The following is a 24,412-nucleotide window of genomic DNA, read 5'->3' as shown; positions in this document are numbered from 1 at the left end:
TTTTTTAGTGTTTCTGATCTTGTTTGACAGCGACATAATCCGAATGACGGATATCTTTGCCTTCAACAATGTAAACCGTATATTCGGCAATATTTTTCGCGTGATCAGCTATTCGTTCTATCGCTTTTGCGACCCATAAGGTGTCGAGCGCTGAAGAAATCGTACTCGGATCTTCCATCATAAAGGTAATCAAATTACGCATAATGGAGCGGAAATCATTGTCAATAATTTCGTCCTGGGCAATCAACTGAACGGCTCGTTCACCATCGAGCCGGGCAAAAACATCCAATGCCTGGTGCAACATATCGGCAACGCTGGCGGCCAATACACGAACGGTGTCATGGCCGTTAAACATAGGGATGCTGCGCCGATTGAGTTGACCTTCTTTCGCAATACGGGCAATTTTGGTTGACTCATCACCAATACGCTCAAGGTCGGTAATCACTTTCCCGGTCGCGACAACTGTACGCAAATCATTTGCGGCTGGCTGACGTTTCACAATCAACTGGCTGCACATGTCATCGAGTGCAACCTCTAACCGGTTCACTTCCAGATCAGACTGAATGACGATTTCAGCCTGTTCTGCATTGCCTGTACGAAAACAGGACATCGCATCATGGAAATGGCTTTCTACCAAACCGCCCATCAACAAGACCTTGGAACGTATCGTTTCCAGATCACTGTCGTATTGTTTTGAAGAGTGTTCGCCTGTCACAGGTTTCTCCTGAATTCTTGTAATCGCGATAAATATAATTAACCGAAACGACCGGTAATGTAGTCTTGTGTTTCTTTTTTGACCGGATTCATGAAAATATGATCCGTCTCGCCAAACTCGACCAACTCACCAAGATACATATAGGCGGTATAGTCGGAACAACGTGCCGCCTGTTGCATGTTATGCGTAACGATGGCGATCGTGTATTCCTCTTTCAATTCATTAATCAGCTCTTCGATTTTTACGGTCGAAATCGGATCCAGCGCAGAAGTTGGCTCATCCAGCAAAAGCACATCCGGCTTCACTGACACACCGCGAGCGATACAGAGGCGCTGTTGCTGACCGCCAGACAGACTTAAGCCACTTTTATTCAGTTTATCTTTGACTTCAGTCCAGATCGCCGCTTTTTTCAGAGCCCATTCAACGCGCTCATCCATCTCGCCCTTAGAAAGATTTTCATACAAACGCACACCGAATGCGATGTTGTCATAAACGGACATAGGGAAAGGCGTCGGCTTCTGAAATACCATACCGACTTTGGCACGTAGTAAATTAATATCCTGATCGGCATCGAGAATATTTTTGCCGTTGTAAATAATCTTACCTTCTGCACGTTGGCCAGGATATAAATCGTACATACGATTTAAGGTGCGCAACAAGGTTGATTTACCACAACCTGAAGGACCAATAAAAGCAGTGACTTTTTTATCGAAAATATTCAATTTGATATCGCGCAGGCTACGGGTAGTACCGTAGAAAAAATTCAGCCCGTCGATCTCGATCGCTTTTTTCTGTGTATTTGCTGGAGTAGTAGTCATATCGATGCTCGAATTAATGCTGTGTTTTTTGGTTAAACAAGGTACGCGACAAAATATTCAGAAGCAGAACACTGAAGGTAATCAGTAATGCACCGCCCCATGCCAGTTCACGCCAGTTATCGTAAGGACTCATCGCATACGAATAAATGACGACAGGAAGATTTGCCATCGGACTATTCATGTTGGCACTGAAAAACTGGTTGTTCAATGCGGTGAAAAGCAAAGGTGCTGTCTCACCGGAAATCCTGGCCACAGCAAGCAAAATACCTGTCACCACACCGGCTTTGACTGCGCGCAATCTCACCAGCAGTGCAACTTTCCAGCGAGGTGCACCCAATGCAAATGCAGCTTCGCGCAGACTTGCAGGAACCAGCCCCAACATATTATCGGTAGTACGGACAACGACAGGAATCGCAATTAATGAAATCGCCACGCTGCCTGCCCAACCGGAAAAATGTTTGACGTTAGCCACATAAATGGCATATACAAACAAGCCGATCACGATGGAAGGTGCGGACAACATAATGTCCGTCACAAACCGGGTGATACCGCCGAACCAGCTCTTATCGCCGTATTCAGCAAGATAAATGCCCGCCAGAATCCCGACCGGAGTAGAAATCAATGTTGCGGAACCAACCATCAGAAAACTACCGACGATCGCATTCATCAAACCACCGCCATCACTGCCCGGAGCCGGCGTTGATTCAACAAACATGGCAAGATTAATCGCAGAAAACCCTTTAATTAACAAGGTAAAGAGGATCCACATCAGAAAAAATACGCCAAACACCATCGCAATTGAGGATAAGGCGATACCAAGCCGGTGTACCAGCAAACGGCGGCGATACACTGGATTTTGCGCTGCCTGAGCTTTAGAAATATCCATTATTTTGTACCTTCTTTTCTGCTCAAACCGAGCAACATCAATTTAGCGGCAGATAACACTATGAAGGTGATCACAAATAAAATTAAACCTAACAGGAATAAAGATGATGTATGCAAAACTGTTTCAGCTTCCGCGAATTCGTTCGCAAGCGTGGAGGCAATACTATTACCCGCAGCAAATAAGGACCAAGACAGTTTATGTGCGTTACCAATCAGAAAGGTCACCGCCATCGTCTCACCCAATGCACGCCCCAGGCCCAACATAACACCACCAACAACGCCGATTTTTGTGTATGGCAAAACAATTTTTCTGACAACTTCCCACTTAGTACATCCCAGACCGTACGCCGACTCTTTCAGCACTGGTGGCACGACTTCAAAAACATCCCGCATCACGGAAGAAATGAAAGGAATAATCATAATCGCGAGAATCACACCCGCCGATAAAATGCCCAGCCCTATCATAGGACCAGAAAACAAAACGCCTATCACTGGCAATTTACCCAGTGTAGAGGCCAGAGCCGGTTGGATATATTCGGAAAATAACGGAGCAAAAACAAACAAACCCCACATGCCGTAAATAATGCTCGGCACCCCCGCCAAAAGCTCGATGGAAGTTCCCAGCGGACGCTTCAGCCAAGCCGGGCAAATTTCAGTAAGAAACAGGGCAATGCCAAAACTGACGGGAAAAGCAATCAGCAAAGCAATTACAGAAGTAGCGAGCGTTCCGACGATCGCGATCAGACCGCCGTATTTATCATTCACCGGGTCCCACTCTATTGTGGTAATGAATGCAAAACCAAATTCTTGCATCGCAGGAATCGCGCGCAGGAATAACGAGGCAATAATACCCAGTAGTACAACTAAAACAAGCGCTGCGAAACTCAGAGTCAGCTTGTGAAAGAAAAAATCTTGCCAGCGTTGACGACGCATCACTGCCGCCATTCTTGCGGCACTCAGTTGTGCGGGCTGAGTGTTCTCAGCGTTCGATATATTCTGGCTTGATGATGGTGCTGTCATATTGACGGAAAACGTTGGTGTAGGCATAGGTGTCTTTCCACCGAAAGGCGACTCAGGACACGCCTGAATCGCCTCACTTAAAATAGCTCTGCTAATTCATCAATCGAATCAGTGAACCGTATTTACTTCGCATTTACTTCATTTATTACTTCAATTACCAAATCGCTTTTGCAGACGCGTCTTTGATTTTTGCTTTCCAGCTTTCTTCAATCAACTTAACAACCGGTGCTGGCAAAGAAACGTATTCCAATTCAGCAGCCATTGCACCGCCATTTTTAAATGACCAGTCGAAAAATTTCAGAACTTCCTTACCCTTTGCAGAATCAGCCTGAGTTTTGTGCATCAGAATGAAGGATGCACCAGTGATAGGCCATGTGATTTTACCTGGTTGATTTGTCAATACCAGATACATGCCAGGCGCTTTATTCCAATCAGCGCCAGCAGCCGCTGCTTTGAAGTTTTCATCATCAGGTTCAGCAAACTGTCCATCCGCATTTTTCAATGTGGTGTAAGTCATTTTGTTCTTTTTAACGTAGGCATACTCAACGTAACCGATTGAGTTTTTAATACGTTGAACGTTGGCAGCAACGCCTTCATTGCCTTTACCGCCCAAGCCTACAGGCCATTTAACCGCAGTAGAAGAGCCCACTGCTGTTTTAAACTCTGCATTCACTTTACTCAGGAAATCTGTCCACAAGAATGTGGTACCAGAACCATCAGAGCGATGAACAACAGTAATATCTTCCGCTGGCAATTTTACGCCTGGGTTAATCGCGACGATTTCCGCTGCATTCCATTTAGTAATCTTACCCATGTAGATGCCTGCGAGAAGATCCCCGGTCATCTTCAATTTACCTGGAGCGATACCTTCGATATTCACGACAGGAACAACACCACCGATAATCGCAGGAAACTGCATCAACCCTTCAGCATCCAACTCTTCGATTTTCAAAGGCATATCAGAAGCACCGAAATCAACAGTTTTCGCCTTGATTTGCTTGATACCGCCACCGGAACCGATGGACTGATAATTCAGACCGTTGCCAGTAGCTTTTTTGTAAGCTTCAGCCCATTTTGCGTAAATTGGGTAAGGAAATGTAGCGCCAGCACCAGTAATATCAGCTGCGTGAGCAACAGAGAATGTAGCAGCCACACCAACTGCTGCGACCAGGGATTTAATGACACGATTGATTTGCATGTTCACCTCTAAGGTTAAATAACAGGTATTCGTTACTACGAGACGGACTTTACAATCGAATTATGACAAGATAATGACTTACCAAAACAACCCTGAAATATTTAATTTCATAATGATTTTTTGTCATAAACTTGTCACACCACATCACTAAAATAGTGAGTTACATATATATGACAGTCTTTATGACACGCAAACACATATGCCGAATCAAGATGTAATGAACTCCGCAACTGACAGTGACGCCAAAGAGGATAGCTTAGGCGACACGCCTAAAGATGCCGCCCAGGGTGTAAAGCAGGCCAGAGGCACCAGTTCGAGTAAAGCAAGTTCCACAGAACCTTCCAGAGCCGCCATTTTTCTTGACCGGGAAATGTCGCAGATCGCATTTAACTGGCGTGTGCTGGCTCAGGCTGAAGACAAAAGCATTCCATTACTTGAGCGGCTTAAGTATTTATGTATTGTTGGCAGTAACTTAGATGAATTCTTTGAAGTCAGGGTCGCCAGTCTATTGGCACAGAATACAATTGACGGAGAGCTGGTTCAGCACCCTGCTTTTCTGTCAACACTGAAACGGATCAGCTCTGAATGTCACCAGTTAACTGAACGTCAATATGAACTGCTGAATCAGGAAATTCTGCCGCAGCTATCCAAAAAAGGGGTGCATCTGCTGCGTCACTCTGAGCGGAATGACGCACAAAGAGCCTGGGTTAAATCTTATTTTGAACGAGAGGTGCGGCCTTTACTGACGCCAATCGGTTTGGACCCTGCACATCCTTTCCCGCAAGTCGTTAATAAGAGTCTTAATTTCATCGTATCGCTGGCAGGAAAAGACGCGTTTGGTCGCGGCACTGCAATCGCGATTGTTAAAGCACCCCGGGTTTTACCCCGCATCATTAAACTTCCAGATGAGTTATCAGTAGACGGTCAGTCTTTTTGCTTACTTTCATCTGTGATTCACTCTCACATTGCAGATTTATTTAATGGCAGAGATGTCATCAATTATTCGCAATTCCGCGTCACCCGCGACAGCGATTTGTGGGTTGACGAGGAAGAGGTAAAAAACCTGCGTCAGGCATTGCAAGGCGAATTACAAACAAGACAATTCGGAGCCGCAGTACGGCTGGAGGTCGCAAAGAACTGTCCAGAAGATTTGTCGCGCTTCTTATTGGAACAATTTTCTCTCGATCAGGACAGACTGTATCCCGTAGATGGCCCCGTCAATATGGTGCGCCTCAGCGAAATTGTCGATCATGTTAAACAACCGAGTCTGCGCTTTCCGCCTTTCTCGGCAAAAGCGATCGGCAAATATTCACACACCGATATCTTCACCTTGTTACGCAAGCAAGATATCTTGCTGCACCATCCGTTTCAGCCGTTCCAGACCGTCATCGACTTTATCCGCTCAGCGTCGCTGGATCCAAACGTGGTTGCGATCAAGCAAACCATTTACCGCACCGGCATGAACTCTGATCTGATGGAGTCACTGATTACCGCTGCCCGCTTAGGTAAGGAAGTCACCGTCATCGTCGAGTTAATGGCGCGTTTTGACGAAGAAGCCAACATCAACTGGGCAGATAAACTGCAACGTGCCGGCGCACAAGTCGTCTATGGCGTAGTGGGATTAAAAACACACGCAAAGCTTGCATTGGTGATACGGCGTGAAGAAGCGGGCGTTCTCAGACATTATGCCCACTTAGGAACAGGCAATTACCATCCATCGACTACCCGTTTCTATACAGATTTTGGCCTGCTGACAGCTCATCCCGGTATCGCGGCGGAGGTGAACGAAGTCTTCATTCACCTGACAGGTCTGACCAAGCCCAAAAAACTGGAATACCTGTGGCTGGCGCCATTTGCATTGCAACCGCAAATCATCAAAGCCATTCGTAACGAGGCTCGTATTGCACGTGAAGGCCGGCCAGGTCGCATTATTGCAAAAATGAATGCGTTATTGGATGAATCGGTGATTCGCGCTCTGTACGCAGCGTCTGCGGATGGCGTAAAAATTGATCTGATTATCCGTGGTGCATGTGCCTTGCGTCCCGGCGTACCCGGCTTATCAGAAAACATACGTGTCCGCTCGGTCATTGGTCGTTTTCTCGAACATAGCCGGATTTATTATTTCCGCAACGACCTCGCACATGACGTGCATCTCGCCAGCGCCGATTGGATGAATCGCAATTTATTCCGACGGATCGAAGTTGCTTTTCCGGTATTGGAGAAATCCCTCAAGAAACGCATCATTTCTGAAGGGCTGGATCCCTATTTGAAAGACAATGTCAACGCTTGGGTACTTGGCTCTGATGGTCAATATGAACGCAAAAAAGCGCGTAGCAAACAGGCCAGCTTCTGTGCACAACAATATCTGATGCAACAACTTGGATCATTGTCAGCTTCGGAAGACGAATAATGGATTTAATACTCTGGCGCCATGCGGAAGCTGAACCGGCAACCGAAGAAATAGCAGATGAATTCAGAAAGCTGACAGGCAAAGGGGTTAAACAGGCTGGCAAAATAGCGTACTGGCTGGATAGTACGCTGCCTGAAACATGCCGTATTCTTGTCAGCCCGACGATACGCACCAGAGATACTGCCGATGCCCTTGTTGCTTGCGGCAGAAAAGTCAAAATTGTTCCTGAACTGGGACCACAGGCATCAGCGCAAGACATTCTACGGATTGCCAACTGGCCAAATAACCGCGAGCCGGTCGTCATTGTAGGTCATCAGCCATGCCTGGGACAGGTCGCCGGACACTTACTCGGTCACGTCTCGCAGGGATACAGCATACGAAAAGGAAATGTATGGTGGCTATCGCAGAAACAACGCGAGGCGGAAGAGGTAACAACCTATCTTAAAGCGGTGATGTCACCTGATCTGGTTGTCAGATAACGGCAATTACGAAGGAAATAACATTTCCGGTCATTTCCAGTAGAACCCAGCTCGCAGCTATAAAGTCCAGGAGCGATCAGCAAGGCCGGGCTTCGCAAAAATCAAACCGTGACGCTCGTTGCGCTGACATCAAGTTGAATATCAGCGATATTGTCAGCCACATCATTATCAGTCGGATGCATCACGTCATGCCAGGTGATCAGACGTAATTCACCTTTTGCATCTTCGACTAACGCAGATAAGCTCTCAACCCAGTCACCGTCATTGCAATACAGGATGCCGCCGATATCACGTATTTCTGGTTTGTGAATATGCCCGCAAATAATGCCATCAACCCCGTTTCTACGCGCCTCTTCGGCCAGCGCATCTTCAAACTGAGTGATATAACTGACCGCATTTTTTACCTTTAATTTCAGGTATTGCGACAGCGACCAATATGGCAATCCGGCTCTGGCGCGCCAGTTATTAAACACCTGATTGAATTTCAAAATCACGGTGTACAAACTATCCCCAACATAGGCTAGCCATTTGGCGCAGGCGATCACACCATCAAATCTGTCACCATGCAATACCAGCATACGTTTACCGTTTGCGGTTGTATGCACCAGTTCGTCGCGCACTTTGATACCGCCAAAATCCAGGTCGATGAACTGGCGGATCGATTCGTCATGATTCCCGGGAACAAAAATGACATTTGTACCCTTGCGCGCTTTTTTCAATACTGTCTGTACTACATTATTGTGCGTCTGATCCCAATACCAGCGCCGTTTGAGCTGCCAGCCGTCGATAATATCGCCAACCAGATAGAGTGTTTCCGATTCTGTCGCTTTTAAAAATTCCAACAGTTTTGCAGCCTGGCAGCCGCTGGTTCCCAAATGCAGATCTGAAATCCATATCGTCCGGAAATGCGTGATATCACGCTTTTTCGTATGATGTAATTTCTTATTCAGGAACTGGTCAGCGGGCTTCAATCTGCTTACTCCTCAGTGCCGTAATGACGTGCATAGCGATTATCCAGATTAGACAATGGCAGCATCACAAACAAATCCGCACTATGGAAATCAGGATCCCAGGCGGGGTCTCCACACACCCAAGCGCCGGCTCGCAGATACCCTTTGAGCAAAGGAGGAATTCTGGCGACAACATTGCTGGTATCGATTTCGTCTAAGGGAAAAGGTACGTGTGGTGTCACACGATATTCCAGTGGACAAAAATCACTCGCCGATAAACTACGATAAATTGCCGCAGCATTTTGACCACCATCAGTCAGACTGATACTGGCGCAGCCAATCAGATGCGAACAACGTTCACGACGCATGTAAGCGGCCAGGCCAGCCCACAGCAGCATAATGACGGCACCACTGCGATAATCAGGATGGATACAGGCACGTCCGGCTTCGGCAACACTACCGCGAATATTCTGTAACCGGGATAAATCAAATTCAGTCTCAGAGTAATAACGTCCCATCTCGCGCGCAGCATTTGGGCCAAGAATTCTGTAGGTACCGACGACTTTCAGCGTCTTGCTGTCACGAACAATCAGGTGATCACAATAGGTGTCGAACTCATCTTTATCCAGCCCCTCAGGATTGGACAGCGCCGACAGGCCCATACTTTCTATGAACACCTTATAACGCAAACGTTGAACTTCTTTGACCTCTTCTGCGGTCGTCGCCAAACTCAGATTGAGTTTAGAAAAACTGGGATTAGCATCCGCTGGTATCGTGAGTAATCGCATTCCTCGTCCTTGTGTAGTCTCAAGATGTCATTCATTCGACGAACGAAGAATAGAGGACGATTACTTCAACAAGATGACAGTTAGATGTCGGTTTTATGACAGACAAAAATACAACGGCGCTGAAGATCCAGAAACGGTCTTCAGCGCCGCAATAAGTCAGAACGAAGGGAAAATCGTCTGCCTGGAGCAGAAATTACTTCTCTTTTTTAGGGCGTCCAGCCTTGAGCGGAGATAAATCGTTGATTAGTTTTCTGAGATTGGGAATATCTGTGTTATTGAGCAAAACCAGGCCTATTCTCAATAACTGACTCTTTTTGACTTCGATACCAGCCTTCAGGCAAGCTTTTTTTACCTGACCAAGCACGGCATATTCCGCTTCAGGCATGGTAAAGCTGTCACGTACCAATTTCGGCTTTTTCAACTTTTCTTCCGACTGCGGAAGCGATTTCGCGGTTGATGGTTTTCTTGCCGATGGTGTTACTGCAGCTTCCACTTTGGCGACTGTTTTTACACCCACCGTTTTCTTTGCTGTTGACGCAGCAGCGACCTTTTGTACCGGGACTTTCTTAGTAACAGACGTTCGCGGAGTACTTACTACTTTTTTAGGTGTAACCGTAGCCATTTCAGCCCCCAATTAAAAAACTTAGAAATAATATAAACAATATATCGTTAAACAACAAAGGTAAAGAATAACTTCAAGACATGACAAGGGCATTACCAATACGCAACAAAGCATACATCCGCCCTATTCTTTTTAATCGATCACCACAATCAACTGCGTTAAATCAATTCTGTCGATATCAGGCCAATTTTTATTTATTGAGAATGCAGATTCAGGCTGAAAAAGAGAATTCTTCTGGAGTTGTCTGGCTATTTCTTCGTAGGGCTATCCGGCATGATCACCTCGGGCATGGCATTCCGCCATTCTGATGGTGTACACAACTCCCATCTGACATTCGGCGCATAAAACAAAGCCGCCTGAGTTCTGGACAGATGATAAAAAGATGGTTGCTGAACCACCTTCACAACACCGTTACTGACAAAATATTCCAAAGAAAATCGTGGATAAGCCATCACCAATCCACCACTCACAAATGACACGTCTTCTGGCTTGATAATCTCTGCAACCTCAGCTTCACTTGCGCCAGTCAGCACATTCTTTAAACGTAACAAGGTTTTTTGGAAATGATCCCGGTCAACCGAAGAATCCCAGGCAGAACTCAGTTTTCTAAAAATACTCAAAGGGTTCGTCCCCATATCGACCAGAGAACTGACCTGCGACAGCGTAGGATCATTGACTACTTCAACAATGCTACGCAAACCAGATTTACCGGTGAAGTGCAGATCAACGTCGCTTATCGGAACACTGGCGTCCAACAAGGTTTCTGTCCAGATATCAGCATCCTTGGCCCAATGATGCTGCACCGCAGTTGCATAACCTCGGCAACTGTAAAATGCCATCGCATCTTGTTTTGACACTTGTGCAGTCAGTTTATTTTCGACAAAAATCAAACCGCCGATATCACCTTCGGTGAAAGCCATATATACAATGGTACGGCCTTTCGTATCATTGGCTTCAAAGCGTTCGCGCAGAAATTCTGCCGGAATCGCACTGACAATCTGACGTGCATTCAGCGTTGTATCAAGTCTGATTTCCTTACCGCTAGCACTGGAACGCATTACGCCGACCTGATCAGCGCTTTCCGCGTGCAGACAGGGGCTGAAGCTGGTCGCCACGATCACCACTATTGCCGGGGTAAACAATGAACGCCGCATACTCATTTTTCTGTCAAGGTTGCAGGCGAAGATACAAGATTCATTTTTTTACATCGCCAGATATTAAGGTTGATAAGGTGCTTGGCATACGTCAATCCATCGGCACAGTTCTGTAATGATTGACCTCTGCAGCAGTCACGAATGCAGCTTTGTTCCCCCAGCTGTTTCTGATGTAGCTAAGCAAGATAGCAACCTCGCCGTCACTTAATACAGGTCCAAATGGTGGCATGCTGTAAGGTCGGGGATTTAATTGAGTTGCAGGAGCAAAACCTCCTGCGAGTATTATCCGCAAAGGATTAGCAATTGAATTCATCTGCAAGCCAGGATTCCCTTTGAGAGCCGGGTATACAGAGACAAATCCTTCGCCCTGAGTACCGTGGCAATCCATGCAATGCGTTTTATACAGCACAGCGCCTTGCTGCATCATTTGCTTTTTCGTTTGTTCATTGCGATCAGGCTCGCTCAACGCCTGATCAAGCGCACTGACGCTATCCGCTTTCGTTACTGGAATGGCCTGTAAATAGGTGATCATTGCGCTGATATCAGCATCGGTCAGATATTGCAGGCTATCAAAGACCACTTCTGCCATCGGCCCGCTCATGACAGATTTGTGGTTAACGCCCGTTTTGAGTAAAGTCGCGGCCTCATTTTGCGTCCAGTTCTGCAAGTGCGCTTCATTGGTGTGCAACAAGGACGGCGCATACCAATGACTCTGCGGAAGTTCCCCGCCAGAAAAATCACTTACCCCATCATTCGCACCGAAAACATTACGCTGACTATGACACGCACTGCAATGTTCCAAACCCTTTACCAGATATGCGCCTCGATTCCACTCAGGAGATTTTGTTTTGTCTTCTGCAAATACTGCAGGTTTGAAATACATGGCACGCCAGAATGCCAGCAAACGCCGCTGGTTATAAGGAAAGCGTAATTCATGATCCGGATTTTTCTGAGAGATCGCTGGTATCGTCTTCAGAAAGGCAAACATCGCCTCTGCATCCGCTCTGCTTATCTGAGAGTAATTAGGATACGGGAAAGCAGGATATAAGAGCCGCCCGTCCTTTGCCTTACCAAAATGCAAGGCAAGCCAGAAGTCATTGAAAGTCCAGCTCCCAATACCGGTGAGACTATCCGGGGTAATGTTTGGTGAAACAAAATTACCATATTCCGAACGCAATATCCTGCCGCCAGCGTAGGCAGCACCGCCCTTGACCGTATGGCACCCAAAACAGTTACCCGCCCTTGTCAGATACTCACCGCGACGGATGAGTAGCGCCCTGTCGGTCGACGTAGCGACAGACACCAAAGACGCATTCCCATCAACCCTGTAACCGACAAAGTAAGCGTACTCACTGATACCCGTCAGCAGGAATAGAACGACAACAAAAAAACGGATAAGCATTTTCTTCATACAGAGGTCGTCTCCAGAACAACTCGCATCGCATTCATCATTTTCCGATCAGCTTGTCGCATCTTATGATATTCAAAGTGGCAAAACTTTACTTACGTCATTTCAATGATGTATGAAACAGCCAGACCGATAGCCATCAAAATCCACAAGCCCAGATAACCAGGTTCTGTTATCTATTTAATTTGCTTATCCTCAGAAACGCTGCCGCATTGCAGAGGTAAGCGAAAGCGAGGGATATCCTTAGCGCTGACAGCAATCCCGTTGTCCGGCACCATTTGTGAGGCCAGCCAGGCGGATACGGCAGCAATATCCGCAGGTGCCAGCCTTTGCGCGACCTGCCGCATACAGTCAGGCGCATGCGCGCGCCGACTGCCGGTCTGCCAGGCACCCAGCTGAGCAACAATATAGTCTCTTGGCAAGCCGAGTACGCCCGGAATAAAAGGAGCAACTCCGGTCATTTTTTCGCCGTGACAAGAGATACATGCCGGTAATTTTTTCTGCTGATCCCCCTCCATCACCAGCTCACGCCCACGCGCCAATATTGCCAGGCTAGCCTCAGTTGGCTGTGGAGACGCATAAGGGGGGTGCTGATCAGCAAAGAAAGCCGCAATTTCCTGAAGATAGGCATCACTTAAGTTACTGAGCAGAGAATTCATCAGTGGATACCGGCGTTGACCATCCCTGAAGTTTTTCAGCTGATGCAATAAGTATCCTTCTGGTTTTCCGGCGAGGCGAGGGTAATAGCCATCGCTCGCCGCCCTGCCCTGCACCCCATGACATGAGGTGCATGCTTTCAAACGCTGCGCCAGCGTATCGGGAATATTCTGCGCCAGCGAAGGCAAAGCAAATATTCCCCCCGCCAGCAAAATACAGTTAAAAAAATTACGATGATTGAGCATGGTGCGTCTCAGAATAAATTAGCCATCTTTTTTATAAAAGCCGAATGCCTGCGACATCTCATTTCAGCTCAAGCACTGCGCGGTTCTATCTCCATCTATTATCGGTATTAATTAAAAAATATGCATAATTTTTCCATTCCGATTTTACTCGTCCGCCCGCAAAGCCTTTAAACACAAGGTTCTCCCATGAGGCGCGAATTAAACGCTACAATGCGCACCTCATTTTTATTTTCAGGAAACGCATACAAAACTTGTCAAGCGGTGCCAAGCCGAGGATAATCTCGCCCTCGCGTCTCTTTCCGAGAACCAGTTTGAGCAAAAAATGATTGAATCGCTTTCACCAGCGTAGCCCGCTTTTACCAGCGGGCTTTTTCATCCGTGATACCGTTGATCGTCAGTGCAGACGACCAACAGATTATCACCATTGCCATCGCCATACACTATTGACAAGACTTTGTTGTCGCACTCGACTTTGTTACATGAAAACCAGCTTAACTGACTCAACTATTCCCGCTCAAAAAACTGGCGCCACACTCACTCTGGGTAAAAAAACCCTGCAGCTGAATCGTGCTGCGGCAGCTGCGCCATCCAACGCAGAAACGCCGGCAACGCCAACAGCGGAAAAAATGGAAGAATCTCAAATTAGCACACCAGCAGCACCCGTCATGGTCGTGACGAAACGCCGTTCACGCATGCAGCCCGTCATGGCTGAAGCGATCATTGCTCCGGCAAAAGCGTTAACAGCGGAAGACATCGAAGCAATGAGCAGTATGCCTTTTGATGAAACCGAACTGGTAGTCGTCGATAGCTCCAGCATCGCGGCAGAAACACTGCCGCCCACTGACAACGCAGAAGCACACGCCGAGCAAACAGCTGAAGTGCCTGCAAAGCCAGAAGTAAAAACAGAAATTCGCGCTGATCTGAAAGCGGGATTGCAAACTTTATCCGGCGCAGACATTGCAAAGCCGCGTGCCGCCGTTATCCGCAAAACAGAACCCAAAGTCGCAAAAAAATTACTTCTGTCAGATCAACTTGGCGCGAAACCGGCACCGACGACGGTAAAACGCGAAGCACGCATAGGCTCAGGTAAATTTGCACCGGCAGCACCCGTCACAACACTGAAACCAGTAGCTCCAGTTGCTGCCCCAGTCAGTGCTTCGTTGCGCACTGCCAGCATTGCTGATAAACCTGTATTTGCAGACGCGCCGCGAGCACCAGCGCTGTCAACACATGTGACGCCAGTGTCGACCACTCCGGTTCAGGCAAAAGCCACAACGACCGTTGCAACTCCGGTTAAGTCAGAGCCGGTAGCGAATACAGCAGCCGCGTTCAGCAATATCGATACGTCAAACTATGTCTTATCCGGTAGCAAGGAACCTGCAAAACGTGGTCGGAAACCATCGGAATTTCAGTTTGAAAACGACGAAATACAAGCACTGAATGCCGCTGAATCTGCAGAACTGAAACGGGCAGCCAGAGCAAAAAGTAAAAAATCAAGCGGCGCTCTCAATGAAGAGCAACTGGAACAATATCGCAAGCAATTAACAAAGTTAATCCGCCTCGGCAAAGACCGTTCGTATCTGACCCATGCTGAAATTAACGATCACTTGCCGGAAGAAGTCGCTGACCCGGAAATGATTCAGGACGTTATCAGCACGCTCAATGACATGGGCATTGCGGTGTACGATAAAGCGCCCGATGCTGAAATGATGTTGCTGACCGATAACGTCACAATTGTCGTCAGCGATGACGAAGCTGAATCCGTTGCAGCGGCGGCACTGGCTACTGTTGACTCTGATTTCGGTCGCACGACCGACCCTGTGCGCATGTATATGCGTGAAATGGGTGGCGTCGAACTGCTGACCAGAACTGGTGAAATCGAAATCGCCAAACGCATAGAAGACGGCCTGAAAGACATGGTACAAGCGATCTCCGCATGTCCTGGTACGATCAGGGAAATTCTGCTGATCGCAGAAAAAATTGAAAAAGATGAAGTACGCATTGATGACATCATTGATGGTCTGCTCAATCCTGAAGAAAATGATGTGTCGGCATTATTGCTAAGTGATGGCGACGACACGGATGAGGTTGACGACGACGATGACGCTGTCAGCGATAACGTCGGCGGCATCAGTGATGAACAATTACAACAGTTAAAGGCAGGGTCGCTGCAAAAGTTTGCGGTTGTCGCTAAGCGTTTTGATGACATGCAAGCTGCACGAGCCAAAGATGGCTACGGCTCAACCGCCTACGTGGCCGCACAACAAGCGATTTCCCGCGAATTGCAAGGCATGCGTTTCACGGTAAAGACGGCAGAAAAGCTTTGCGATACTTTGCGCAAACAAATGAAAGATTTGCGCAACACTGAAAAGCAAATGCTGGAACTATTAGTGAATAAATGCGGCATGCCACGCGCCTATTTCGTGGATATGCTGCGCACACATGCAACCAATACGGCGTGGCTGGAACATGAAATGCAATCGGTTCAGCCTTATGCTGCAGTCCTGTCACGCCAGATTCACGCGGCACGGGAACTACAACAGAAATTCATCCAGCTGGAAGAACGTGTTGAGCTGCCGTTAAGTGCTTTGCGCGACATCAATAAGCAAATGATCGCCGGTGAAAAACGTTCCAGCGAAGCAAAGCGCGCGATGACGGAAGCGAACTTGCGTCTGGTGATCTCCATTGCAAAAAAATATGTGAACCGTGGCTTACAATTCCTGGATCTGATTCAGGAAGGTAATATCGGCCTGCTGAAAGCAGTAGATAAATTCGAATACCGTCGCGGCTATAAATTCTCTACCTACGCAACATGGTGGATACGTCAGGCGATTGCCCGCGCTATCGCGGATCAGGCGCGTACGATACGCGTGCCGGTACACATGATAGAAACCATCAACAAGATGAACCGCGTCAAGCGCCAACTCCTGCAGGCAAGTGGTCTCGAGCCTGAGCCAGCCGCGATTGCCGAAAAAATGGGCTTACCGGAAGTGAAAGTACGCGAAATTCTGAAGATCGCAAAAGAACCAGTTTCTCTGGATGTGCCTATCGGTGATGATGGTGACTCGCAGCTCGGTGATTTCATTGAAGACAGTATGACAATGTCGCCGATGGCTGCCGCGATGCAAGCCTCGGTTCAGCAAAAACTGAAAGAAGCACTCGACTCATTAAGCCCGCGCGAAGCGAAAGTATTGCGCATGCGTTTCGGTCTTGAAACCGCGAGCGAATTTACCTTAGAAGAGGTAGGTAAACAATTTGAAGTGACGCGCGAACGGATACGTCAGATCGAAGCGAAAGCAATGAAGAAATTACGCCATCCGGGTAAAGCTGATCATCTGAAAGGCCTGATGGAAAATCAGTAAGCAGAATCAAGCTTCGATGCCGATGCTGTTTGCATCACACAGAAAAATGCCGCTGGTCTCAGCGGCATTTTTTATGTCATCAGAAATGTTAAGGCAAACTCTACCTGTTCTACTCGCTGTGCAAGACTTCCCTCTATCAGTAAATGAGGAATTTCACGCTCTTCAAGCTCCTCCAACACGCGCTCATGAATTGCCTGTCGCACTGCAGGCGACTCTCTTTGCAGGCCATCTGCAACCCAAGGCAGATCAGGTGCCGTCACCACGGTGAAGTCATAATGATGCTGATCTGCCAACGCCATCAGCTCATCACCAGCTGAAGAAAAATAATAGTCGCTATAAATTGCAGTCATCAATGGTGTGGTATCGCAAAATAACCATTCATTCGCCTTCGGCGCCATTGCATCCTCGCGCTCTAGCTGCGTGCGTGCAATCATCACTTGCTCACTTTCACGCGGAACACGCTGTTGCGTTTCGACAAATTCACGCAAATACTCGGGTACCCATACGGTCTGATAGCGCTGCGCAAGCGCCTCTGCAAGCGCAGACTTACCGGATGATTCTGCACCTAAAATTGCGATACGCTGTGTATTCGACTTTACTGCTGACATGTTTTACTCCAGGCGCGTAGCCCCATGATCGCCATGACGACAAACACCGCATACAAGGCCGCGGTCAGCATCAGGTTTTTATATACATACAAACCGACATACAGGACATCAACAACAATCCAGATAAGCCAGTTTTCAATTTTTTTTCTGGACAACAAAACCTGCCCAAGCAAGCTGCCAGCGGTCAGAAAGCCATCCGCCAGAGGAACATCAGTATCGGTATAACTCTTTAAAAACCATGCCAACGCCGCAAATCCCAGACCCCATGCGATGACGGCAAGCCCCCTCTCGCGAAAGCCGAGTGCAGATACCGGCAACCGGCTACTTCCATCAATGCCTCGCCACCACAGAAACCAGCCCCACACAGAAACGATAATAAAGACCCATTGCAGTCCCATATCGCCATATAACCGCGCATCAAAAAATACGCTGGCATACAGACCGGAAGACAATATCGAGAATAACCAGGCCCAGTGTATCTGGCGAATGTTCAGCGCAACGGTTACCACCGACAAAATAAACGACAGTAATTCGAGCAAGGTCGTCGTAAAACCGAAAAATTGAACGGTATCATTCATAAGCAGGCGCAAAAATCAGTGCAATTAAAGAGTGCACGCATTATCAACGATAGGAAAAATTGTGTCATGCAGATCAGTTGAAAACAGGAAAAAACCGATGCCGCACATGAATTCGTTACGCGAGTCTGCGTTTTTCCTTTATATTGCTGAAAATTCCCCGTCGTCTTCGTGCAATATGAAAAAACAATCTGGCTTCACTCTATTAGAAATTCTGGCAGTTATTGCGATCATCGGCATACTTGCTGCGATGGCTGCCCCATCGTATTTATACAAAGTCATCCGCGAACAAATCGAAGCGGCGATGCCGTTGGCTGATGTGGCGAAGAAGCCGGTAGAAATGGCCTGGCTCGCAGGGCAGAAATTCCCGACTGACAATGCTGCTGCAGGATTACCCTCTTCCGACAAAATCGTCAATAATTTCGTCAGCGACGTCAGCGTGGAAGAAGGTGTCGTTCATATTACCTTCGGTAATCGCGCCAGTAATTCGATAAAAGGCAAAGTGCTTTCTTTACGCCCGGCCGTCGTTGAAGATGCGCATGTTGTCCCTGTAACCTGGGTCTGCGCTAATGCGCAGGCACCGGACAAAATGACAATTAAAGGCGCAGATAAAACAACGCTGCCGACCCAGTACCTGCCCTTCATTTGCCGTAGTAAAGCAAAATAAAAAACGCCGACTGATAACGCCGGCGCTTTTATTCACAAAAGCAAATTCAGGTCTTTAGCGCCCTCAGAATTTATGTTCCAGCATCGCCCTGACAGCCACCGTGGTTGGGGTGTAACGAATTTGCTGAGATGTTCCATTCAACTGGTTAACCACGGTGTTGGATGAGACATTATCCTGATGCAGCAAATTCGCCACTGAAATTCTTAAATTGGTCTTAGGATCAAATTTCCACAGTGCGTACAAATCCAACACCCGTTTCGGAACAGAATACGTGGTTTGTTCAGCAGATATCCGTACTAAACCGCCACTCTGATAACTGGCATTGCCACCGATGGTCAGGGGAACTTTCGATAATTTGTAATCCATCCCGATATTTGCACTGACTGGTGTTTGTGAATCCAGTCGATTATTCGGTCCCGGTACCGTTTTCAAATCGGACCAGTTCAACGAGAGATTGGCACGAAAATCGATCGCTGGCGCATCACTCATGATTGAACGCAACGGAAATTTCCCATCCAACTCTATCCCTTTTGTCGTTGCCTGACCATCATTGGCTGGCGAAGTAAACCAGATGCCGTTGATCTGATCCAGTTTAGTACGGATGATATCGTCAATTTTTCTCACATAAACGCTGGCGCTCAGCGTTCCACCATCTGCAAGATAATGTTCAAATGCCGCGTCAATACCCCATGCCAGCTCAGGTTTCAGATTCGGGTTACCAATGCTGTCAGGACTCGTCTCGCTATTATTATTCGACTGGTAGCGACGAGGAATTAGCTGCCCGCTGCTTGGTGCCTTGTAAGTACGTGTCAGACCAAGACGTACCTGATCATTTTTACTACCGGGAATCTTCCAGAGCGTCTGTAATATCGGACTCAGCACACTCGACTTATTGGTGACTTCATCATAGCCCGTTCCCTGATTACGTGTTTCAATTGCCTCCCAGCGCAAACCGGCATAGACGGACCATTGCTTAGTCACATTCCATTCATCCTGCGCAAACAAAGCGACGCGTGTCACGTCTGCGTCATAAGTTTCATTGAGCGGCAAAGCAATCAGATTGCTGCCAGGAGCAACGATATCCGTCTGCAGGCGATGCTCATTACGCTTGCTGTAAGCGCCATCCCAACCAAAAACAAAGGCATGGTCTTCTACGAACGGCGCTGAATACTTACCCGTCGAGGTAAAGCCTTTATCTGATGCGTCAGACGTGCTTTTCCTGTCCAATATCTGATTCTTTTCCTTACCATACCCCAGCAAGCCAACATCTGAATTACGGCGATTAAAATTCAGGCCGAATTTGACTTCCAGTTTGGCACTGTCAGCCAGTTTATGTATCCAATTAAGATCGCTACGCACCATCGCAAAATCAGATTCTATGCGCTGCAAATCACTGAAATAGGTCGGTAATTTTTCGAGTAATGGCAGGCTTGTCTCGCTCGTATAGCCGGCAAAGCGATTGGCATTCACAAAGCTCTGGCTGGTCAACGTATCACCATTCGCCAACGAGATATTGACTCTCGGTGACAGGCCTATGCCATTAAATGTCCCCCAGCCCAGCTGATCGGTTCTGGTTTGCTTATTCGGCTTGCCGCTAACATCTGCCCCTGATTCAACGATCGTCGATGGCCGTTCATATTGACCATGATTGAAGTTACCGGAGACAGAATAAGAATAGCGCCCTGCTTTATCTGAAATTTGCAGATTCACATTCTCGGAAAACTTACCGCCGTCTTCAGATGCGCCAACCTTGACCTCGCGCTGTGCAGTCTGCACTGCGCGCTTCAGCACAATGTTGATTGCCCCCGCAATCGCCTGAGTGCTTAGCTCTGCTGTTGCGGCACGGATAATCTCTATGCGTTCAATCAGATCCGGCGAGATAGAATCCAGAGAAAAGCCCGGCGGACTCGGCTCACCGTTTAGCATAATCTGCGTATAACCTGATCCCAGGCCACGCATACGGATCTCGCCACCACGCCCCTGCACACCGCCCATGGTAATACCCGGCAATCGCTTCAATACGTCACCGACCGTAGTATCGCCGTAACGAACGATGTCTTCCTGTGTCACGACGATCTTGGTTGCAGTGTCCTGACGACGTTCATCATAATTTTTGGCCCCCTGCACTTCCACCTTCTGCATCGGTGTATCCAAAGCTTTTACTGGTGCTTTTTTGGGCAGCTTAGAGGAGTCAGACTCAGAAGACGCATTTTTACTCTCCTGAGCAATGGCGATGGTATTGAATCCAAGCAGAATAGAGACAGCAATAACACTTAATGGAAAGCCAGGTGTACGCATAGAAATAAGGGAATGAAAAGATGAAGCGATTAATAAAAATGGCCTCCCTCAGACCAATAGCAATAAATAAAGTTCACCAGAAAGAAAAATCCAGCAGCAACCTTGCCCGATGGACTGATAAGAACGGAAGACTGACTCTATTGGATTGCGATGACATCACTTTCAAGTGATATGTGAGGAGCGACCAGAGGCAACAATAAAGTAAAACTGGTACCGGCACCAGGTATGCTTTGCAGGCGAATTTCTCCCCCTAAGACGTCCGTCACGAGATTATAGACAATGTGCATACCCAGGCCTGATCCGCCTTGTCCGAGTCTGGTAGTAAAAAATGGGTCAAAAACTCGCTTTTGGTCCGCTTCGGTAATACCCACGCCGTTATCCGCAAAGACAATCTCAACCTGTTTTTCATTCAGCAAGCGACTATTCACCGACATTTCGCCATCATCTCTGCCGTCAAACGCGTGTATCAATGCATTTGTCACGAAATTAGTCAGAATCTGTCCTAAGGGCCCCGGGTAACTATCCATTTCGATTTTTTCAGCAAAATTCGTTTTTAAAATGTGCGGTCCCTTTTTATACATAGGAGACAGCGTCGCGATGATCTCATTGAGTACCGTGGCAAGATCAAAAACCCTGCGCTGACTGCTGGATTGATCAACGGCAACCTGCTTGAAACTGGCGATCAGGTCGCGCGCAATACTCAAATTCCGCATCAATAATTCAGTTCCATGCGTCGCTACCTCAATGTACTGATTCAGTGCCGAGCGCTTCAATTGCCCATTCGTCAGCGTCTGTGAAAACTCCATGGTCTGATCTTGCAAGGTACTGGCGACCGTCACACTATTCCCTAAGGGTGTATTCAGTTCATGCGCAATGCCTGCGACTAACGAGCCTAACGCCGCCATTTTTTCTGAGCGTATCAATTTTTCCTGTGCCCGACGCAATGACTCCACTACGGAAGCCAATTCCGCATTCGCATCCTCCAGATTCTGAGTCCTCTGCCTGACGCGAATTTCTAACTCTGCCGACATCTCCCGAATTTCTTTTTCCACCTGATATTGCCGCGTCACATCCATTAAAGAGAAAATAAATACAGTCTTTGAATTCATATTCAGCAAGCGTGCCGACATGAGGCAAATGACATCAACGCCAACGCTGTTTCTCACCACAACTTCGATCTGATTTATCTCTTTATGATTCAACAAAGACCGGATAGCGGCATCAGGCTGCTCCGGAGTCACCCAAAAATCACGCATCTGCACATCTGTGATGACGTGACGACGATCAAATTTAAACTGCGTCGACCATGCGTCATTGACTTCCATCATTTGATGCGAACTCACATCAATTAACCCCAAAGGCAGGGGCGACAACTGAAACAGCGTGGTATATTTTTTTTCATTCTCCCGCAACATTGTCTCAGCTATCTGGCGCGCATTTTCTGTCGCTATTTCCATATCAATATTGCGTGAAGTCAGCATCAGATATTCGCATCCGTTTAAGCTGAAACGCGTACCTGAAATACGGCACTGAAATATGCGCCCGTCCTTGTGGCGAAATGCCGCTTGCACATTTCTTACTTCTGCCTCATGTGCAACGCGTACGACGAATTCTCTTCTTTGTTCCGGATTGACCCATAAATTCAATTCAGTCGAGGTACGACCAATGGCCTCCTCACGTGAATACCCTGACATTGGCTCCCAATTACGATTCACATCGAGATATTGACCGGTATCGAGTCTGGTAATTGTTACGGTATCGGGAACCAATTGAAATACCGTTTCAAACAGAGCGACACGATCCTCAGATCCGGCCACTTCTTTGAAACGGTTTTGTGTTTCAGGCTGCGAACCTGTGAGACCGCTGCTAGCTTGGTTTGATTGACGCAACATCAGCGCCATCGTCGAAAACGCTAATACGAGCTGAATGCAAAGCAATACATTCTCGACAACAAGCTGCTCTGCTGCCTGTCCGGAATAAAAAACAGAACCGAGCAACAACATTGCCTCTGCAAATAACAATCCAGACAGCAAATAGGCGATGTGCTTTCCCTGACCATACTCTTGCTCGAAGCGGAAGCGCATTGACAGTACCGTTAATGCTGACAGACACATTAGCAAAACAGGGAAAATCGTTTCTGACAGTGATACCAACAATGGCGATGCCTGATAGAAATGCGTGAAAAAAAGGCAGTAACTGGCAAAGAAAAATACAATCAGGAGCGGTTTCAGATCATTTTTTTTCTGCGTAAAAGTACGCAGGCCAAGATAAAAAAGAAATGAAAAACCGAATAGAAAAATTTTCTCAAGTACGATGGTGAGCACTGGCCAGACGCGAGAGAAACTCAGTGCCTGAGCACAAGCCAGACACAGATATGCTGCACACCAATGCGATAAGGGGTGTGGCAATTTAAAAGGTGGTTTCAGGAAAATCAGAGCCAGCGACGTCAACAAAAACAAAATGATTGACAAGCCATTGAAGGAGAACATGTTTGTCGGCAACATAAAATACTAAATATCCTCCGAAATCGTCACGCCCCTTTAATACAAATCAAGAAGGTGGATTTTTCGCTTCCCGATGACCGCAGCAGCGTGTCATGATTCCTGCATTCAATCAGTATTAAATCTGTTGAATACTAACATTTGCCAAACAACATCAGAAAAATAAATGACTTATTACAACAAGTTTCGGCTCAAATAACATCAGCCAATCAGAGTATTGATAAAGATTGGCACTTCACATAAGATAAGAACTGAAAACGAATATTTTCAAGCACCAGGGAGAGCACTGATGGAACAACAACACAGTCACATGCCCGGCTTGCGAAAAGAAAGCACCGATTACGGTATGGGCAACAGACAGACGAAAGATCGTCTCTCGCTATGCAATATTGATTTTTTTATTTCTTATTGCCGTCGAAAAAATGCCTCGTCGCCAGATGAGACGCAAGACGACATCATCGACTTTCTCGAAGAAGATGAACCGAATTTTTCTCTGGGAACTGCTGTTCATCCATGGAAAATCCTGATTACAGACGACGATAGTAACGTTCACGAAACAACCGTACTTGCGTTAAATGGTGTTCGTATTCATGGTCGTCCGCTGGAATTCCTGCATGCGTACTCTGCCAAAGAGGCAGAAGAACTGATTGTTCAGAATGACGACCTGTCTCTGATCTTACTCGATGTCGTCATGGAAACAGTGGATGCGGGACTGGAACTGGTCAAAGTTGTTCGTGGCAAATTAGGGAAAAATGACATCCGGATTATCTTACGCACTGGTCAACCGGGCTATGCGCCTGAAGAAAAAGTCAGCAGCCAGTTTACAATAGATGGCTACACGACTAAATCACAATTAACCCGTTCGCTTCTGATTTCTGTGTTGAACGATACGCTGACGAATACGAAGGCGCTGTCGAAACAATTACCGAATTAAACATGCTCATAGTAAAAATACCGCTCTGCTGACGGTATTTTTTATGAACCGCCATTCAGCGAAATGATGTTAGTCTTCGCCATAGTGGCGTTCACTGCATTATTTGCGCAGCTAAAAC

At 47.2% G+C, this 24,412-nt stretch carries 20 protein-coding genes; 5 read left to right on the top strand and 15 right to left on the bottom strand.

Annotation, left to right across the window (positions count from 1 at the left end; translation table 11 throughout):
* Nucleotides 1-4: 4 nt before the first annotated feature.
* The 5 genes from phoU to pstS all read right to left on the bottom strand — a co-directional run bounded on the left by phoU (nucleotide 5) and on the right by pstS (nucleotide 4,636).
* A complete protein-coding gene (gene phoU, locus H8K38_RS12905) occupies nucleotides 5-715 on the bottom strand; it encodes a phosphate signaling complex protein PhoU (RefSeq protein ID WP_186885227.1) in 711 nt (236 codons plus the stop codon).
* A gap of 38 nt (nucleotides 716-753) precedes the next feature.
* Nucleotides 754-1,533 (bottom strand): phosphate ABC transporter ATP-binding protein PstB, encoded by a 780-nt coding sequence (pstB, locus tag H8K38_RS12900; protein WP_186885226.1) that lies wholly within the window; start codon nucleotides 1,531-1,533, stop codon nucleotides 754-756.
* A 13-nt stretch (nucleotides 1,534-1,546) separates the two neighbouring features.
* The gene (pstA, locus tag H8K38_RS12895; RefSeq protein ID WP_186885225.1) at nucleotides 1,547-2,419 is read right to left on the bottom strand and encodes a phosphate ABC transporter permease PstA; all 873 of its coding nucleotides are present in this window, start codon (nucleotides 2,417-2,419) and stop codon (nucleotides 1,547-1,549) included.
* Nucleotides 2,419-3,438, bottom strand: coding sequence for a phosphate ABC transporter permease subunit PstC (gene pstC, locus H8K38_RS12890; protein ID WP_186885305.1), 1,020 nt, complete (start codon nucleotides 3,436-3,438; stop codon nucleotides 2,419-2,421). The genes pstA and pstC overlap by 1 nt, the downstream gene beginning before the upstream one ends.
* Nucleotides 3,439-3,592: 154 nt before the next feature.
* On the bottom strand, nucleotides 3,593-4,636 hold the full coding sequence (pstS, locus tag H8K38_RS12885; RefSeq protein ID WP_186885224.1) for a phosphate ABC transporter substrate-binding protein PstS: 1,044 nt from the start codon (nucleotides 4,634-4,636) through the stop codon (nucleotides 3,593-3,595).
* A 217-nt stretch (nucleotides 4,637-4,853) separates the two neighbouring features.
* On the opposite strand from pstS, the gene ppk1 reads away from it, so the two are divergent.
* Both ppk1 and H8K38_RS12875 read left to right on the top strand, forming a co-directional pair.
* Nucleotides 4,854-7,046 (top strand): polyphosphate kinase 1, encoded by a 2,193-nt coding sequence (gene ppk1, locus H8K38_RS12880; protein ID WP_186885223.1) that lies wholly within the window; start codon nucleotides 4,854-4,856, stop codon nucleotides 7,044-7,046.
* Complete coding sequence (locus H8K38_RS12875) at nucleotides 7,046-7,525, top strand: histidine phosphatase family protein (protein ID WP_186885222.1); 480 nt, start codon at nucleotides 7,046-7,048, stop codon at nucleotides 7,523-7,525. The genes ppk1 and H8K38_RS12875 overlap by 1 nt, the downstream gene beginning before the upstream one ends.
* Before the next feature lie 101 nt (nucleotides 7,526-7,626).
* On the opposite strand, the gene H8K38_RS12870 is transcribed toward H8K38_RS12875, so the two are convergent.
* The 6 genes from H8K38_RS12870 to H8K38_RS12845 all read right to left on the bottom strand — a co-directional run bounded on the left by H8K38_RS12870 (nucleotide 7,627) and on the right by H8K38_RS12845 (nucleotide 13,349).
* Nucleotides 7,627-8,475: a UDP-2,3-diacylglucosamine diphosphatase gene (locus H8K38_RS12870; protein WP_255422970.1), complete on the bottom strand. Its 849-nt coding sequence runs from the start codon at nucleotides 8,473-8,475 to the stop codon at nucleotides 7,627-7,629.
* A 26-nt stretch (nucleotides 8,476-8,501) separates the two neighbouring features.
* The gene (locus H8K38_RS12865) at nucleotides 8,502-9,263 is read right to left on the bottom strand and encodes a GNAT family N-acetyltransferase (RefSeq protein WP_186885220.1); all 762 of its coding nucleotides are present in this window, start codon (nucleotides 9,261-9,263) and stop codon (nucleotides 8,502-8,504) included.
* Nucleotides 9,264-9,456: 193 nt separating this feature from the next.
* The gene (locus H8K38_RS12860) at nucleotides 9,457-9,885 is read right to left on the bottom strand and encodes a hypothetical protein (protein ID WP_186885219.1); all 429 of its coding nucleotides are present in this window, start codon (nucleotides 9,883-9,885) and stop codon (nucleotides 9,457-9,459) included.
* Nucleotides 9,886-10,133: 248 nt separating this feature from the next.
* A complete protein-coding gene (locus tag H8K38_RS12855; RefSeq protein WP_186885218.1) occupies nucleotides 10,134-11,039 on the bottom strand; it encodes a hypothetical protein in 906 nt (301 codons plus the stop codon).
* A gap of 91 nt (nucleotides 11,040-11,130) precedes the next feature.
* A complete protein-coding gene (locus tag H8K38_RS12850) occupies nucleotides 11,131-12,450 on the bottom strand; it encodes a cytochrome c (RefSeq protein WP_186885217.1) in 1,320 nt (439 codons plus the stop codon).
* A 173-nt stretch (nucleotides 12,451-12,623) separates the two neighbouring features.
* Nucleotides 12,624-13,349 carry a cytochrome c gene (locus H8K38_RS12845; RefSeq protein ID WP_186885216.1) on the bottom strand — a complete coding sequence of 242 codons (726 nt, stop codon included), beginning with the start codon at nucleotides 13,347-13,349 and terminating at the stop codon, nucleotides 12,624-12,626.
* A 1,175-nt stretch (nucleotides 13,350-14,524) separates the two neighbouring features.
* Here H8K38_RS12845 and rpoD point away from each other — a divergent pair.
* Nucleotides 14,525-16,711: an RNA polymerase sigma factor RpoD gene (gene rpoD, locus H8K38_RS12840; protein ID WP_370587098.1), complete on the top strand. Its 2,187-nt coding sequence runs from the start codon at nucleotides 14,525-14,527 to the stop codon at nucleotides 16,709-16,711.
* Between the two features lie 71 nt (nucleotides 16,712-16,782).
* On the opposite strand, the gene H8K38_RS12835 is transcribed toward rpoD, so the two are convergent.
* Both H8K38_RS12835 and pnuC read right to left on the bottom strand, forming a co-directional pair.
* Nucleotides 16,783-17,319: an AAA family ATPase gene (locus H8K38_RS12835; RefSeq protein WP_186885215.1), complete on the bottom strand. Its 537-nt coding sequence runs from the start codon at nucleotides 17,317-17,319 to the stop codon at nucleotides 16,783-16,785.
* A complete protein-coding gene (gene pnuC / locus H8K38_RS12830) occupies nucleotides 17,307-17,897 on the bottom strand; it encodes a nicotinamide riboside transporter PnuC (protein ID WP_186885214.1) in 591 nt (196 codons plus the stop codon). Before pnuC ends, H8K38_RS12835 begins: the two co-directional genes overlap by 13 nt.
* 175 nt (nucleotides 17,898-18,072) lie before the next feature.
* Here pnuC and H8K38_RS18490 point away from each other — a divergent pair, with 175 nt between their 5' ends.
* Nucleotides 18,073-18,561: a pilin gene (locus H8K38_RS18490; protein WP_186885213.1), complete on the top strand. Its 489-nt coding sequence runs from the start codon at nucleotides 18,073-18,075 to the stop codon at nucleotides 18,559-18,561.
* A 63-nt stretch (nucleotides 18,562-18,624) separates the two neighbouring features.
* Here H8K38_RS18490 and H8K38_RS12820 read toward each other — a convergent pair whose 3' ends face one another.
* Both H8K38_RS12820 and H8K38_RS12815 read right to left on the bottom strand, forming a co-directional pair.
* Nucleotides 18,625-20,859, bottom strand: coding sequence for a TonB-dependent siderophore receptor (locus H8K38_RS12820; protein WP_186885212.1), 2,235 nt, complete (start codon nucleotides 20,857-20,859; stop codon nucleotides 18,625-18,627).
* A gap of 137 nt (nucleotides 20,860-20,996) precedes the next feature.
* Nucleotides 20,997-23,363, bottom strand: a complete 2,367-nt coding sequence (locus H8K38_RS12815; RefSeq protein WP_222610845.1) for an ATP-binding protein — start codon at nucleotides 23,361-23,363, stop codon at nucleotides 20,997-20,999.
* Between the two features lie 286 nt (nucleotides 23,364-23,649).
* Between H8K38_RS12815 and H8K38_RS12810 the strand changes: the two genes are divergently transcribed.
* Nucleotides 23,650-24,294 carry a hypothetical protein gene (locus H8K38_RS12810; RefSeq protein WP_186885210.1) on the top strand — a complete coding sequence of 215 codons (645 nt, stop codon included), beginning with the start codon at nucleotides 23,650-23,652 and terminating at the stop codon, nucleotides 24,292-24,294.
* Nucleotides 24,295-24,412 lie beyond the last annotated feature (118 nt).

It is taken from the genome of Undibacterium sp. FT79W, assembly GCF_014284215.1.
GTDB classification, from domain to species: domain Bacteria; phylum Pseudomonadota; class Gammaproteobacteria; order Burkholderiales; family Burkholderiaceae_D; genus Undibacterium; species Undibacterium aquatile.
The sequence above is the reverse complement of the archived record's forward strand: the minus strand, read 5'-3'. Positions and strand labels throughout refer to the sequence as shown.